We start from the raw sequence: 14,889 nt of genomic DNA, 5'->3' as shown, positions 1-14,889 counted from the left end.
AGGGTGCCCGATATCGGCCGCCGCGTGCGCATCCGTCTCATACCCAACGCCCGGGACAGGCGTTCCGTTGCCTCACGCTACAGCCTCCCACCGACACCGCCGTGCGGGACGGACCCCTTCCCGGGGCGGCTGTGAGCCCGGCCACGCGCCTCGTACGGCGTTCCTGTAACGCTTCCGGGACGCTTCCCGTGCGGAGGGTCACGGAACGGGCACCCGGCTTGACGTGCCGGGTACCTGCGGCAGACTTGCCCCGTAAACGGGGCATCGCGTGAGCACCGGAGCCGCCGGGACCGCCGGAGGCCGCGGGGGTGTGCGATATGCACCGCACACCGCGATCCGCGCGGCGGCAGCCCGCCGGCCCGCGGACGCTCTCGCCGAGGGGGAAGCAGAGCATGAGCCAGGACGGCGCGCAGGGCCACCATGTCGGCGGCTCGGTCGCGAACGGCCGTTACCTGCTCCGCGATCTGCTGGGCCAGGGCGGGATGGCATCGGTGCACCTGGCGTACGACACCGTGCTCGACCGGCAGGTCGCCATCAAGACCCTCCATACGGAGCTGGGGCGCGAGCAGTCGTTCCGGGAGCGCTTCCGCCGCGAGGCGCAGGCCGTCGCCAAGCTCTCCCACACCAATATCGTCTCGGTCTTCGACACCGGCGAGGACGAACTGGGCGGTGCCCTGGTGCCGTACATCGTCATGGAGTACGTGGAGGGCCGCCCGCTCGGCGCCGTACTCCAGCAGGACATCCGGCAGTACGGGGCGATGCCCGCCGACCGGGCGCTGAAGGTGGCGGCCGATGTGCTGGCCGCCCTGGAGTCCTCGCACGAGAACGGGCTGGTGCACCGGGACATCAAGCCCGGCAACGTCATGCTGACCCGGCGCGGGGTCGTCAAGGTGATGGATTTCGGCATCGCCCGTGCCGTGCAGTCGGGCGTGACGTCCATGACCCAGACGGGCATGGTCGTCGGCACCCCGCAGTACCTGTCGCCGGAACAGGCCCTGGGGCGGGCGGTGGACGCCCGCTCCGATCTTTACTCCGTCGGCATCATGCTCTTCCAATTGCTCACCGGGCGGCTGCCGTTCGACGCGGACTCGCCGCTGGCCATCGCCTACGCGCACGTCCAGGAGGAGCCGGTCGCGCCCTCCACGGTCAACCGCTCGGTCACGCCCGCGGTGGACGCGCTGGTGCTGCGGGCGCTGAAGAAGAACCCGAACGAGCGGTTCCACTCCGCCGACGCCATGCGCGACGAGTGTCTGCGGGTGGCCGCGGGCGGGCAGACCGCGGCGCCCTCCGTGATCAGCGGTCCGGGCGGTGGGGGGAGCGGGGCCGGAGTGGGCTCCGCGGTGTTCCCGCCGCATGCGCCGTCCCCGCACACCCCGCCCCACACCGGCCCGCACACCCCGCCGCACACCGGCCCGCACACCCCGCCCCACACCGGTCCGCCGTCCCGGCCGCCGGGACCGCCGCAGCACGGCCAGGGGCATGTCCAGGGGCACATTCAGGGGCATGCGCCGGCCCATGCCCCGATGGGCCCGCCGTATCCGCACGCCGGGCCGCACCCCCGGCAGCAACCGCCCGCGCACTCCCCGGCGCACGGCGTCGCCGGTGCGCCGTATCGGCAGCCGGGCCCTCGGACTCCGTACGGCTCCCGGGGCCACGGCCCCGGCACCCCGCCGCCGCAGCAGGGCATGGCCCCTCCGCCGTACGGCTATCCGCAGCAGGGCGGGGCCGGAATGGGCGCCCATGTCCCGCCGCCGTACGGTTCCCCGCCCACCCCCCGGCCCGCTCCGGTGATGCAGCACCGGCCGGGCCCCCCGCCGCCCAAGGGAACCAGCCGGGGCCGCAAGGTGGTCCTGGGCATCATCTGCGTGTTCTCCGCCTTCATCGCGATCAACTTCGGGATCGGCTTCTTCGGCTCCCTGATGGACAAGGACTCGCCGGATGTGGAGGTCGTGAAAACCCCGGCCGGATCCACCGGATCGGGAGACCGCGGTACGGAGACGGGGACGGACAGCGGATCCGGGACGTCCACGGAACCCATCCCCCCGGACCGCACCCGCACCATCAACGACGAGAAGTGCTCGGAGGCCCGCGAGGACTCCTCCGACCCGTCGAAGGTCGATGCCCCGAACCTGCTCTACAAGGATCTGCTCTCGGTGAAGGACTGTCTCCGGGCCGCGGGCTGGACCTGGAAGGTGACCGAGGTCGACAACCCGCAGTACCCGGAGGACGCGGTCGTCGGGCAGTTCCCGAGCGCGGGCAGCCCGGTCTCCGAGCGCCAGGAGTTCGAACTGACGATCTCCACGGGCAAGGCCGGCTGACGGCGGTACGGGCCACGAACCCGCTTCCGCCCCCAATCGGCGAGGTGCCCGCGTCGACACCGCGTCGACACCGCGTCGACACCGGGGGCGCGATGTCCCCCTCTCGTGTGGAACCGCGCCGCCCGAGATGCCGGACGGCCCGTGGCATGTGACGCTGAGTCCGTGATCACGGACGCCGGCCGCCGCCTCGCGGCCCGTACGGGAGGGGGCTCCCCCCGGTGCATCCCACACTCCGCTCGCGCTGTGCGATCACCTTCGCCGCGCTGGCCGTGCTGGCCTCACTCCCGGTGTACGGGAACGGACCGGGCCTCCTGACCGGAACGGCCGCCGCCGCCACCGTCACCGCCGCGGCACCGGCCGCCGACCCCGGCACCCCGGAGACCGCCGTACCCCCCGGCAGCACCGGCCCGCCACCGGACACCGGCGGTCCGGGGACGGGGGCCGCGGCGCCCGCGCCCGACCCCCGTGAATCCCTCGCCGGGCACCCCGCCGGCGAGGGACGGATCCGGCCCGGGAAGCCGCCGCACCACATTCCGCCGCGCCCCCGGGGCGATACCGAAGACCCGCCCACCGAGACGTCCGTGTCACAGTCCGGTACCGGAACCCCCTCCGACCCGCCGTCCGCCACCGGCTCGGGGGACTCCGCCAGCGCCCCCGCGGACCCCGATCCGGCAGCCCCCGCGGCGGACGGCGATCTCCTCCGCCCGGACGGTGCGGACGGCCGGCGCGGCGATACCGACCCCGCGGCCGAACCCACGCCGTACCTCACCGGCGACGCCCCCTCCGCGGCAGGTCAGCGCCGTACGCAAGCGACCGGCACCCCGGCGGCCCACGAGTTCTCCCCGCTCTCGCTGGGCATCGGACTGGCCCTGATGGGTCTGGGAATCGGCTTCCTCGGGATCCGGCTGAGGCACCGCTGAAGGCCGCCGGGTCCGTCCTCCGTACCTCTCCGCACCTCCCCGGGTCCCCCTTGAGTCGGACGGGTCACATCCGTCTGCGGACGGTTGGAGGCTGCCTGCATACCCGGTATACATACTCGGTATGTCCATCCGCCACGGGCTACTCGCCCTTCTGGAGCACGGCCCCCGGTACGGCTCCCAGCTCCGTACGGAGTTCGAGGCCCGTACGGGGTCGACCTGGCCGCTCAACGTCGGCCAGGTCTACACGACGCTGAACCGGCTCGAACGCGACGGCATGGTCGTCCAGAGCGGTGAGGACGACGCCGGACACGCGCTCTACGCCATCACCGAGACGGGCCGCGGCGAACTGAAGACCTGGTTCGAGGCGCCGGTCGACCGCACCAGCCCGCCCCGGGACGAGCTGTCCATCAAGCTGGCGATGGCGATCGGCGCGCCCGGTGTGGACATCCGCAGGGTCATCCAGTCCCAGCGCCACCACACGGTCAAGGCCATGCAGGACTACACCCGGCTCAAGATGCAGGCGCTGGCCGCCATCGAGAACGGGGACGGTTCGCGGGAGCGGGACGACATCGCCTGGCTGCTCGTCCTGGAACAGCTGATCTTCCAGACCGAGGCGGAGGCGCGCTGGCTGGACCACTCCGAGGCCCGGCTGATCCGGCTCTCCGCCACGGCCGATCGGAGAGCGTTGGACGACCGGAAGGCCGCGCAGGGGACGGACGGGGGCCAGGCCTCCGCCCCGCCCGCTCCCCACCCGGCCGGCACCCGGCCCCACTGAACTGCCCGCACTGCCCGCACTGCCTGAACCACCCGCACTGCCCGCACCTCCTGAACCACCCGCACCTCCTGAACCACCCGCACTGCTCGTACCACGCGCACTGCTCGACCGCTCGGCCTGCTCGACCTGCTCGACCGCTTGAAGGCACTTGAAGGCGCCCGCACCACAGGCGCCGTCCGCCGCACCGAAACCACCAGCACCACCCGCACTACCCGCTCCACCCACGCCCGCACGCGTGACCGTTCTCGCCCCCGTGCGCCCGCACCGCAGATGCGTCCTCACGGGGGACGAGCCGACGCGCCACCGGGTCCCGCCCGACCACGGCCCGTACCGCCACCGGCCGATCCGCCGTTCCATCGCCCGCGGCCCCCACCGCTTCCTCCGGGGCCGCCGGGTCCCGCATGGTCCAGCGGAGCCGGAGGCACCGGCCGACCGCTCATATCTGCCCGCCCAAGGGGGGAACCCACCATGTCCACCGCCAGTCCCCAGCAGTCACAGCAGACCCGTGCTTCACAGCCGAACCAGCCGGTGCTCCAGCTCGTCCAGCTCACCCGGGTCCACGGCAGCGGAGCCACCGAGGTCCATGCGCTGCGCGGGGTCAACCTCGATGTCTTCCCCGGCGAACTCGTCGCCGTCATGGGCCCGTCCGGCTCCGGCAAATCCACCCTGCTCACCCTCGCGGGCGGGCTGGACCTGCCCACCTCGGGCCAAGTGATCGTCGAGGGCACGGACATCACCACCGCGAGCCGCAAGACGCTCGCCGCCCTGCGCCGCCGGAGCATCGGCTACGTCTTCCAGGACTACAACCTGATCCCGGCCCTGACCGCCGCCGAGAACGTCGCCCTCCCCCGGGAGCTGGACGGCACCAGCGCGCGCAAGGCCAAAGCGGAGGCCATAGCGGCCCTGGAGGAGATGGACCTCGGCCATCTCGCCGAGCGTTTCCCCGACGAGATGTCCGGTGGCCAGCAGCAGCGGGTGGCCATCGCCCGCGCCCTGGTCGGCGACCGCAGACTGGTCCTCGCCGACGAGCCGACCGGCGCCCTGGACTCGGAGACCGGCGAGTCGGTCCTCGCCCTGCTGCGCTCCCGCTGCGACGCGGGTGCCGCCGCCGTCCTGGTCACCCACGAACCGCGCTTCGCGGCCTGGGCGGACCGGGTCGTCTTCGTACGGGACGGCTCCGTCGTCGACCAGACGGTCCGCAGCGACGCCGACTCGCTGCTGACGGGCCAGGCGGCCGACCGGTGAAGACCGCACCGCACCCACCGACCGGCATACCAATGATCCGCACGAGGGCAGCACTGTGAACAAATGGTTCCACTCCTGGCGGGCCGCGCTCCGTATCGCCCGCCGCGACGCCTGGCGCTCCAAGGGACGCAGCTTCCTCGTCCTGGCGATGATCGCGCTGCCGATCATCGGTGTCAGCGCCGCCGATCTGACCCTCCGCAGCGCCGAACTCTCCACGACGGAGCAGCTGGAGCGCGGGATAGGCGCGGCGGACGGCCGGCTCAGCAATCCGGATATGGGTGGGGAGGCCGTATTCCAGTCCCCCGACGCCCAGCGCTACGAGCCCGCGAGGGTGCTCAAGGAGAACGAGCCGTACCCCGAAGGCTCCATGGAGCTCCGCAAGGCGGCGCCCAAGGACGCCCGGCTGCTGCCCGACACCGTCGGCCGGGCGAAGCTGGAGACGGCGCACGGACTGCTGAACACCGAGGTCCGTGAGCTGAAGGCGACGGACCCGATGGCCGAGGGGATCATGGACCTCACCGAGGGCCGGTTCCCCGCGCAGGAGGGCGAGGTCGCCGCGACGACCGCCTTCCTGAAGAAGAGCGGTCTGAAGGTGGGCGGCAAGCTGACCGCACGCCACCTCGACCGCGAGTACCGGATCACCGGTGCCTACGAACTGCCCAGCAGTCTGGAGACGGACCAGATCAACGCCCTGCCGGGCGCCTTCATCAAGCCGCTCAACGAGGCGCTGAAGAAGGCCGATCTGGGGACCGACTACGGCTCGACGACCTATCTGGTCTCCGTCGAGGGTGGTTTCACGTGGAACAAGGTGAAGGAGACCAACGCCAGGGGCGGCATCGTCGAATCCCGTGCGGTGGCTCTCTCCCCGCCCGCTGACTCCGAGGTCCCGCTCTACCAGAAGCCCGGTTTCCAGAAGTACGGGATGGACGGTCCGGGTTTCCAGGCCGAAGAGCTGACCGCCCTGGCCACCGTGGTCAGCCTGGCGCTGCTGGAGATCTGTCTGCTGGCCGGACCGGCCTTCGCCGTGGGCGCCCGGCGCTCCCGCCGTCAGCTCGGCCTGGTCGGCGCCAACGGCGGTGAGCGCAGCCATATCCGTTCCATCGTGCTCGCCGGCGGTCTGGTGATCGGCGCGGCGGCCGCGGTGATCGGCACCACCCTGGGCGTGCTCCTCAGCATCGCGCTCCAGGGCACCTTCGAGGAGATGATGGGCGCCCGGTTCGGCGCCCTCGACGCCCGGCCGCTGGAGCTGCTCGGCATCGCCCTGCTGGCGGTCTTCACCGGCACGATGGCGGCGCTCGTCCCGGCCGTCACCTCGTCCCGCCAGTCCGTCCTGTCGTCGCTGACCGGACGCCGCGGTATCCGGCGCAGCAGCCGCGTCCTGCCGGTGATCGGACTGATCGCGGCGGCCCTCGGCGCCACCATCGCCCTCGCCGGCTCGATGATGTTCGAAAGCATCGTGATCGTCGGCGCCGGTGCGATCATCGCCGAGCTGGGCATCGTGGCGCTCACCCCGGCCCTGGTCGGGCTCTTCGGGCGGCTCGGCGGTTTTCTGCCGCTGTCGCCGCGGCTGGCCCTGCGGGACGCGGTCCGCAATCGCGGCCGTACGGCTCCGGCGGTGGCGGCGGTCCTGGCGGCCGTCGCGGGCACCGTGGCGGTGGCCACCTATGCCGCGAGTGACGAGGCCCAGCAGAAGGCGGCGTACAACGCTCAGGCCCCGCACGGATCGGTCATCGTCACCGACGAGAACGGCCGTGACGTACCCGCGATCCGCACCGCGGTCCAGCGGAGCGTCCCGGTCGAGGTCCGGGCCGATGTGGACCGGCTCGTCGTCGGCAAGTCGACCTGCGGCATGTACGACGAGGACCCGGCCTGCGGCCGGTACACCCTGGTCATCCCGCAGGCCAAGAGGTGCCCGCTGTACTCGGACGGCAACGTGCCCAACGGGGAGGACCCGGCGGCCAGGTTCACCGTGGAGCAGCGGCGCGCCCTGGCCAAGGACTGGCGCTGCAAGGGCGAGCAGGGCCCGTACCAGGGCGAGGTGGTCGTCGCCGACGAGAAGCTGCTGAAGGTTCTGGACATCAAGAACCCGGCGGCGGAGCAGGCGCTGAAGTCCGGCAAGGCCATCACCTTCAAGAAGCAGCACATCGGCGACGGCGGCACGGTCGACATCAAGGTCATCACCGATATCAAGGCCGCCGACAAGGCGCTCGAAACCGGCAAGGAGGAGCCGGGCACCGTCAAGTCCTTCCCGGTGCACGAGGTGACCGGCGAGGTGAACGCCTGGGGGTTCCAGACCGTGCTCCCGCCCTCCGCTCTGAAGTCCGCGGGCGCGATGAAGGCCGTACCGTACGGCTCCTACGTCCTCACGGACGGCAAGGCCTCCGACAAGGACCTGCAGAAGCTGGAGGACGAACTCTCCCGGATCAGTACCAGCACCAGTCTCACCGTCGAGAAGGGCTACGAGTCCGACACCAGCATCGTGCTGGTGGCCCTGGCCGCCTTCGCCGCGCTGATCACCATCGGTGCGGCCGGTATCGCCACGGGTCTCTCCCAGGCCGATGCCGAGGCCGATCTGAAGACGCTGGCCGCGGTGGGTGCCCCGCCGCGGGTCCGCAGGACCCTCAGCGGATTCCAGTGCGGGGTGGTCGCCACGATGGGTGTGGTGCTCGGGACCGCGGCGGGTGTACTGCCCGCGATCGGACTGCTGCTCACCGAGCGCCGGGAGGAACAGTCCTGGTACGAGGACGCGCTGAACGGCGGGTACGAGATGCCCGCCCCGTACGTCCCGATCATCATGCCGTGGGAGACCCTCGGGGCCCTGCTGGTCGTGGTCCCGCTGGGCGCGGTGCTGCTGGCGGCGCTGATGACCCGCTCGCGAGGGGCGCTGGCCCGCCGCGAGACGACGTGACGGAACGGGCGGCGCTCCGGAAGCGGGGCGGAGCAACGGGGGCCGCCCCAGCCGGACGAGGCCGTGTGACATCAGGCCTTCCCAGCCGGACGAGGCCGTGTGACAGAAGCCCGCACCGTCCGGACGAGGTGACGGAAGCGGGCCCTCCGGTCGACCCGGAGTGACTCCGGTCCGGGGCTCCCTGCCAGGAACCCGGACCGGGCGGGACCGGCGGCCACCTGCGCATTCGTGCCCCCGGGCGGGAGTGATCACTCCCGCCCGGGGGCACACCGCGTGATGACGCGCGCGTGCGCGAGAATGGCGGCATGGATATGCCGAGGAACGAACGCTCGCAGGAGAGTCCCCACGTCCTCGTCGTGGGGCAGGACGGCATGGCTCTCGGCGGCGGTGACGGTAACGGTGACGACGAGTCTCGTGAGGTCCCCGTGACGGACATGGTGGAACAGCCGGCCAAGGTCATGCGGATCGGCAGCATGATCAAGCAGCTGCTGGAAGAAGTCAGGGCGGCTCCCCTCGACGAGGCGAGCCGGGTACGGCTGAAGGAGATCCACGCCAGCTCCGTGAAGGAGCTGGAGGACGGCCTCGCGCCCGAGCTGGTCGAGGAGTTGGAGCGGCTCTCCCTGCCGTTCACCAATGAGGCCGTGCCCTCCGAGGCCGAGCTGCGCATCGCCCAGGCCCAGTTGGTGGGCTGGCTGGAAGGTCTGTTCCACGGTATTCAGACGGCCCTGTTCGCCCAGCAGATGGCGGCCCGGGCCCAGTTGGAGCAGATGCGCCGCGCCCTGCCGCCCGGCGCCTCGCACGACGACGACCCGGCCCACGGCGCCCTGCGCTCGGGCCCGTATCTGTAGACCGTCCCGGCCCGCGGCGGCCCGGAACCCCGGATCGTCCCGGGCCCCCGCCGCGGGCCGTCGTCCACCGCTGATCCGGTGCCGTCCCGGCCCGCGGAGCGTCCCGCTCCGCGGTACGGCCCCGGCGGGCGCTCCTGGCGTACGGAAAGAGCCCCGGGGCACTCCGCTCCCGGACCCACCGGCCCGGCTTCCTCAGCCGGTCCCGGGCTCCCGGTCCTCGGCACCGGCCCCCGGGCCCGAGGCCGCCACCAGCATCTCCCCGGCCGCGGTGCGGACGTACAGCACCGATCGCCCGGCCCGGCGCCGCTCCACCAGCCCCGCGTCCAGCAGCACCCTGAGATGCCGGCCCACCGACCCCAGCCCCTGCCCGGTCAGGGCGGTCAGCTGGGTCGTGCTCAGCGGGGTTCCGAGCAGTGCCAGCACTCCGGCCCGCGCGCTGCCGACGAGCGCCCCGAGCCCGGCCGGGACGGGGCGCCTGTGGTGGTCCTCGGCGAGCACCCCGAGGCAGGGGTAGAAGACCGCGTACCGCTCGCGCTCCTGCCACGCCACCCATCCGGTCCTCGGGGTCACCGGCGTGAACAGCAGCTCGGCCCCCGCGGGGATCTCCCGCGGCGGGTACGGCCACGGATTGACCTGGAAGCCGCTCTCCCCGAGCCATCGCGTCCCCGGTCTCAGCGAGTCCAGCACGGCCGCCCAGCCGCCCCGGCTCACCTGTGCGGTCCGCGCGGCCACATCGGCCTCCAGAACCCGTCTCCGGCGCTCCCAGTGGGGCCGTACGGCCGCCTCCCACACATACGTCAGGAGCGCGGCCGCCCGCTCGGGCAGATCGTCCCGGTCCAGGGCGGCGGGAAGCGGGCCCCGGAGGGACACCCGGAGATCGTCCCGCGCCTTTCCCGGCCCGGCCGCGCGCACCCGGGCCACGGTCTCGTCGAAGGCCTCTCCCGCGCCCGGCGCGGGGCAGAGGAAGTCGGCGTTCCACGAGGTGCCGAAGGCTGCCCGGACCAGCGCCGCCGCCACCGGATCGGCCGCCAGGCGGGCCCGGTAGCCGGGCAGCTGCGCCCGCAGCCAGGCCCTTTCGCCCGGATGGGAGCCGCTCCCCGTGTGCAGCAGGCGCAGGCTCGCGAAGGTCTCGGCGAACGGTGACAGCGCAAACCGGCTGGAGGCCAGGGTGTCGGTGCCGATCTGCCACAAACCCATGCGTACGACCTTTCGGATACCGGCCTTTCGCGTATCGGCCTTTCGCGTACCGGCGAAACATTTAACAGCGTCTCCCGCAGCTCGGAGACTGCGGTGCATGCGCAGCTACCGCACCCTGTTCCGGACCCCTGAATTCACCCCGTTCCTGCTCTCCTTCGGCGCCTCCGGCGCGGCCCACACCATCGGCGGTCTGGCCCTCGGCACGCTGGTCTTCCGGGCCACCGGCTCCCCGCTCCTGTCGGCGGTCAGCATGTTCGGACCCCAGCTCGCGCAGTTGCTGGGAGCCGCCTTTCTGCTCTCGGCCTCCGACCGGCTGCCGCCGCGCACGCTCCTGACCGGCCTCGCCCTCGCCTTCGCCGCGGTCACGGCGGTCCCGGCCCTTCCCGGTCTGCCGATCCCGGCGGTCTTCGCCGTCGTCCTCCTCCAGGGTCTGGTCGCCTCGCTGGGCGGGGGCGCCCGCGGGGGGCTGCTGAACGAGATCCTGTCCAAGGACGGCTACGTCCTGGGCCGTTCCGTCTACAACATGCTCTGGGGCCTGATGCAGGTGGCCGGGTTCGCGGCGGGCGGCGCACTGCTGACGCTGCTGTCCCCGCAGAACTGTCTGCTCCTCGCGGCGGCACTGCACCTGCTGAGCGCCCTCGTCACCCGCCTCGGCCTCACGGCCCGCCCGGCCCGCGCCTCCGGCCGCCCTTCCCCCGCGGCCTCCTGGCGCAGCAACGCCCTGCTGTGGTCCTCGCGCCCCCGCCGTCTGACCTATCTGGGCCTGTGGCTCCCCAACGGACTGGTGGTCGGGAGTGCTTCGCTCTACATCTCCTACGCCCCCGGGGACGCCGGAACCCTGTACGCGTGCGCGGCGCTGGGCATGTTCGCGGGCGATCTGCTGGTGGGCCGTCTGGTGCCGCCCGCGGTCCGCTCCCGGCTCACGGTCCCGCTGCGGCTGCTGCTGGCGATCCCCTATCTGTTCTTCGTCCTGCGGCCCGGCGTCGTACCGGCCGCCGTCGCCGTCGCGGTCGCCTCCATCGGCTATGCGGCGAGCCTGATCCTCCAGGAACGCCTGATATCCCTCACCCCCGACGAACTCACCGGCCAGGCCCTCGGACTGCACGGCACCGGTATGGCCGGCTGCCAGGGCATCGGCGCCCTGCTGGCGGGCACCCTGGCCCAACTGACCTCCCCGGCCACGGCGATGACGCTGATGGCGGCCGCTTCGGTGGGAGTGACCCTGGCCCTCGCGGCAGTCGGCGGGCGAGGGAAGGAACAACCGGCCGTCCCCGGGCCGCGGCCGGCCGCCGGACCGGATCCGGCCGCCGCCGAGGACAGATCCACCGTCGCGGAGCAGTGAGCCACCGTCGGCCGCCACCGCGTCCGGGACGAACCCGGAGGCTCGGGCGACGGCGGCCGCCGTCGCCCGCCCGGGACCGGGCCCAGCCGCTCAACAGGCCCGTACCGCAGCCCTCCGAACCGGCTCCCCGTCCCCTGCCTCCCCTGCCCCCTGTTCGTTATCCACGGGAGCTTTCGGTACGGAGCAGCAGCTTGCCCACATGGGTACCCGACTCCAGGGCCTCATGGGCCGCCTGCGCTTCCCGCAGCGGGAACTCGCGGTCGACGACCGCCCGGACCCGGCCCGATTCGACCAGCGGCCAGACATGCTCCCGTACCGCCGCCACGATGGCCGCCTTCTCGTCGAGCGGCCGCGCCCGCAGCGAGGTCGCGGTGATCGCCGCCCGCTTCCCGATCAGGGTCGCCAGATTGAGTTCGCCCTTCACCCCGCCCTGGAGCCCGATCACGGCGAGCCGCCCGTTGACCGCCAGCGCGCGGACATTCCGGTCCAGGTACTTCGCGCCCATGATGTCGAGGACGACATCCGCGCCGTCGCCGTTGGTCGCCCGGCGCAGCTCGTCCACGAAGTCCTGCTGCCGGTAGTCGATGAGGATGTCCGCCCCCAGCTCGGCGCAGCGCGCCAGCTTCTCCGGGCTGCCCGCGGTGACCGCCACCCGGGCCCCGACCGCCTTCGCGAGCTGAATCGCCATGGTGCCGATTCCGCTCGCCCCGCCGTGGACCAGCACGGTCTCGCCGGGCCGCAGCTGGGCGATCATAAAGACGTTCGACCAGACCGTCGCGGCGACCTCCGGCAGGGCGGCCGCGGCCGCGAGGCCGACGCCCTTCGGCACCGGCAGCACCTGACCGGCCGGTACCGCGACCTTCTCCGCATATCCGCCGCCCGCGAGCAGGGCGCACACCTCGTCGCCGAGAGCCACGCCCGACACGTTCGGGCCGATCCCGACGATCCGGCCCGCGCATTCCAGGCCCGGATAGGGCGAGGCGCCCGGCGGGGGATCGTAGAAGCCCTGCCGCTGGAGCACATCCGCACGGTTGACCCCGCTCGCCACCACCTCGACGAGCACCTCGCCCTCACCGGGCACGGGGTCGGGCACCTCGGCCCAGAGCAGCGCATCGGGTCCGCCGGGTTCCGGAATTGTCATCGCGTACATGGCCGCGAGGCTACTCCCGCACGACCCGCCGGGCCCGCTCCGAACGTCCGGGGGGCACTATCCGTCGCCTTCGGACGCCCCCGCCCGAACAATCGTGATCACACGGTCCGTCAACTGGAGCGGGCTCGCTGCGGGGTCGTCGTACCCGATCAGCCGATGTCCTCGCAGCACACTCACCACCAGATCGTCGGTATCGCGTACGTTCCGCCCCACCTCGGCCTTTATCACCGGCCGCTCCACCAGGTCGAGACCGCTGCCCTGGTGGATCAGGTCCTCCATCACCGCCCCGGCGCTGGGGCTGAGGACGGAGAGTCCCAGCAGGCGTCCGGCGGCGCTGGCGCTGGTGATGACCGTATCGGCCCCCGACTGGCGCAACAGCGGGCCGTTCTCCTCCTCGCGGACCGCGGCCACGATCTTGGTCTGGCGGTTGAGCTGCCGGGCCGTCAGCGTCACCAGGACAGCCGTGTCGTCGCGCTGCGTCGCAATGACGATCTGGCGGGCCCGCTGGACCTCGGCCCGGAGCAGTACCCCGCTGCGGGTCGCATCGCCGACGACGCCCTCGATTCCCTCGGCAGCGGCCGACTCGATGACCTTGCCACTGGGGTCGACGACGATGACCTGGTCCTTTCTCAGCCCCGTCGCCATCAGCGTCTGCAACGCCGAGCGGCCCTTCGTTCCGAAGCCGACGATGATCGTGTGATCGCGCATGTCCGGCCTGCTCCTCCCAGTCCCGTCCGGTACCTCGCCGTACGACGTACGGCGTACGTCGTTCCCGGTGGCTCCGGCACAACCGATCGAACCCGGCGAGACTTACCCGGACGGATCCGCGACCATGGTCACTCATGCCCCGCACGACGGCCAATGCCGGAGGAGACACCCGATGAAGGACGAGGAGCATCCGCCTCCCAAGGAGGGAAGGTTCCCGATCCTGCGGACCATCTGGTCCCGCCCCCGGGCGGAGGCCCGGGAGGACGCCGAGGCCGGACGTTTCATCACCATGCCCGCGGCGGCCGCCGTGCCACCGCTCCAGCAGGTGCTGCGGCGTCTGGCGATGGCGATACTGGTGCTCGCCGTCACCACCCTGCTCGTATGGCTCGACCGGGCGGGCTACAACGACAACGCCGACGGCAAGGTCGATCTGCTCGACGCCGCCTACTACACCACCGTCACCCTCTCCACCACGGGCTACGGCGATATCGCCCCCGTCAGCGATGCCGCGCGGCTGACCAATATCTTCGTCATCACACCCCTGCGCGTGGTGTTCCTGATCATCCTGGTCGGCACCACCCTGGAGGTGCTCACCGAGCGGACCCGCCAGCAGGTCCGCGTCCACCGCTGGCGCTCCAGGATGCGGGACCACGTCGTGGTCATCGGCTACGGCACCAAGGGCCGGCACGCCGTCGAGACTCTCAAGGGCCAGGGCATGCCCAAGGAGAAGATCGTGGTGGTCGACCCCCAGCAGAAGGCGATCGACGCGGCGAACAACGACGGTCTGGTCGCCGTCCAGGGCGACGCCACCCGCTCCCGCACCCTGCTGAAGGCGGAGCTGGACCGGGCGACCCGGGTGATCGTCTCGCTCCAGCGGGACGATACGGCGACCCTGGTCACGCTGACGGCGCGCCAGCTCAACCGCCGCGCGGCGATCGTGGTCGCGGTCCGTGAGGACGAGAACGTCCCGCTGCTGAAGCAGAGCGGCGCGGACACCGTGGTCACCAGCTCCAGCTCGGCGGGCCGTCTGCTGGGGGTGTCGACGGCCAGCCCCCATGTCGCCGACACCCTGGAAGACCTGATGACGCACGGCCGCGGGCTGAGCCTCACGGAGCGTCCGGTGCGCCAGGACGAAATCGGCAGATCGCCCCGGGAGGCGACGGACCTGGTGGTCGCCGTCGTACGGCGGAAGCGGATGCTGGACTACACCGACCCGGAGTCGGCGACGCTGCAATTCGGGGACCGGCTGATCACGATCAGCCGTGAGGAGACCGACTACTAGGGTTGTCCGCTCCCGGAGGGCTTGGGTGCGTTGCCCGGTCCGGGGGCCGTGGGGGGGGGGGGGGGGGGGGGAAAGCCCCCCCCCCCCCCCCCCCCCCCCCCCCCCCCCCACACCCCCCCAACCCCCCCCCCCACACCCCCCCCCCCCCCCCCCCCCCACCACCCACCCCCCCCCCCCCCCCCCACCCCACCCCCCC

General features: G+C 72.4%; 10 protein-coding genes and 1 pseudogene. 8 read left to right on the top strand and 3 right to left on the bottom strand.

Going from position 1 to position 14,889, the window contains the following annotated elements:
* The first annotated feature begins 392 nt into the window (after nt 1-392).
* The 6 genes from ACIQ9E_RS08675 to ACIQ9E_RS08650 all read left to right on the top strand — a co-directional run bounded on the left by ACIQ9E_RS08675 (nt 393) and on the right by ACIQ9E_RS08650 (nt 9,014).
* Nucleotides 393-2,318 (top strand): protein kinase, encoded by a 1,926-nt coding sequence (locus ACIQ9E_RS08675; RefSeq protein WP_403704103.1) that lies wholly within the window; start codon nt 393-395, stop codon nt 2,316-2,318.
* Nucleotides 2,319-2,536: 218 nt separating this feature from the next.
* Nucleotides 2,537-3,238, top strand: coding sequence for a hypothetical protein (locus ACIQ9E_RS08670; RefSeq protein ID WP_403704100.1), 702 nt, complete (start codon nt 2,537-2,539; stop codon nt 3,236-3,238).
* Between the two features lie 121 nt (nt 3,239-3,359).
* On the top strand, nt 3,360-4,013 hold the full coding sequence (locus ACIQ9E_RS08665; protein WP_403704097.1) for a PadR family transcriptional regulator: 654 nt from the start codon (nt 3,360-3,362) through the stop codon (nt 4,011-4,013).
* A gap of 468 nt (nt 4,014-4,481) precedes the next feature.
* Nucleotides 4,482-5,258: an ABC transporter ATP-binding protein gene (locus ACIQ9E_RS08660; protein ID WP_403704094.1), complete on the top strand. Its 777-nt coding sequence runs from the start codon at nt 4,482-4,484 to the stop codon at nt 5,256-5,258.
* 55 nt (nt 5,259-5,313) lie between these two features.
* Nucleotides 5,314-8,166 carry an ABC transporter permease gene (locus ACIQ9E_RS08655; protein ID WP_403704090.1) on the top strand — a complete coding sequence of 951 codons (2,853 nt, stop codon included), beginning with the start codon at nt 5,314-5,316 and terminating at the stop codon, nt 8,164-8,166.
* A 305-nt stretch (nt 8,167-8,471) separates the two neighbouring features.
* Nucleotides 8,472-9,014 (top strand): bacterial proteasome activator family protein, encoded by a 543-nt coding sequence (locus tag ACIQ9E_RS08650; RefSeq protein WP_403704087.1) that lies wholly within the window; start codon nt 8,472-8,474, stop codon nt 9,012-9,014.
* 192 nt (nt 9,015-9,206) lie between these two features.
* On the opposite strand, the gene ACIQ9E_RS08645 is transcribed toward ACIQ9E_RS08650, so the two are convergent.
* Complete coding sequence (locus ACIQ9E_RS08645) at nt 9,207-10,211, bottom strand: winged helix-turn-helix domain-containing protein (RefSeq protein ID WP_403704084.1); 1,005 nt, start codon at nt 10,209-10,211, stop codon at nt 9,207-9,209.
* A 97-nt stretch (nt 10,212-10,308) separates the two neighbouring features.
* Between ACIQ9E_RS08645 and ACIQ9E_RS08640 the strand changes: the two genes are divergently transcribed.
* Nucleotides 10,309-11,553, top strand: a complete 1,245-nt coding sequence (locus tag ACIQ9E_RS08640; protein WP_403704082.1) for an MFS transporter — start codon at nt 10,309-10,311, stop codon at nt 11,551-11,553.
* A gap of 157 nt (nt 11,554-11,710) precedes the next feature.
* Here ACIQ9E_RS08640 and ACIQ9E_RS08635 read toward each other — a convergent pair whose 3' ends face one another.
* Nucleotides 11,711-12,703 (bottom strand): NAD(P)H-quinone oxidoreductase, encoded by a 993-nt coding sequence (locus ACIQ9E_RS08635; protein WP_403704080.1) that lies wholly within the window; start codon nt 12,701-12,703, stop codon nt 11,711-11,713.
* 57 nt (nt 12,704-12,760) lie between these two features.
* Nucleotides 12,761-13,426, bottom strand: a pseudogene (locus ACIQ9E_RS08630) (potassium channel family protein); the annotation flags it as partial.
* A 157-nt stretch (nt 13,427-13,583) separates the two neighbouring features.
* On the opposite strand from ACIQ9E_RS08630, the gene ACIQ9E_RS08625 reads away from it, so the two are divergent.
* Nucleotides 13,584-14,693 (top strand): potassium channel family protein, encoded by a 1,110-nt coding sequence (locus ACIQ9E_RS08625; RefSeq protein ID WP_403704077.1) that lies wholly within the window; start codon nt 13,584-13,586, stop codon nt 14,691-14,693.
* Nucleotides 14,694-14,889 lie beyond the last annotated feature (196 nt).

The organism is Streptomyces sp. NPDC094448 (assembly GCF_044763775.1).
Classification (GTDB): Bacteria; Actinomycetota; Actinomycetes; order Streptomycetales; family Streptomycetaceae; genus Streptomyces.
This window is presented reverse-complemented; position numbering and strand designations above follow the sequence as displayed.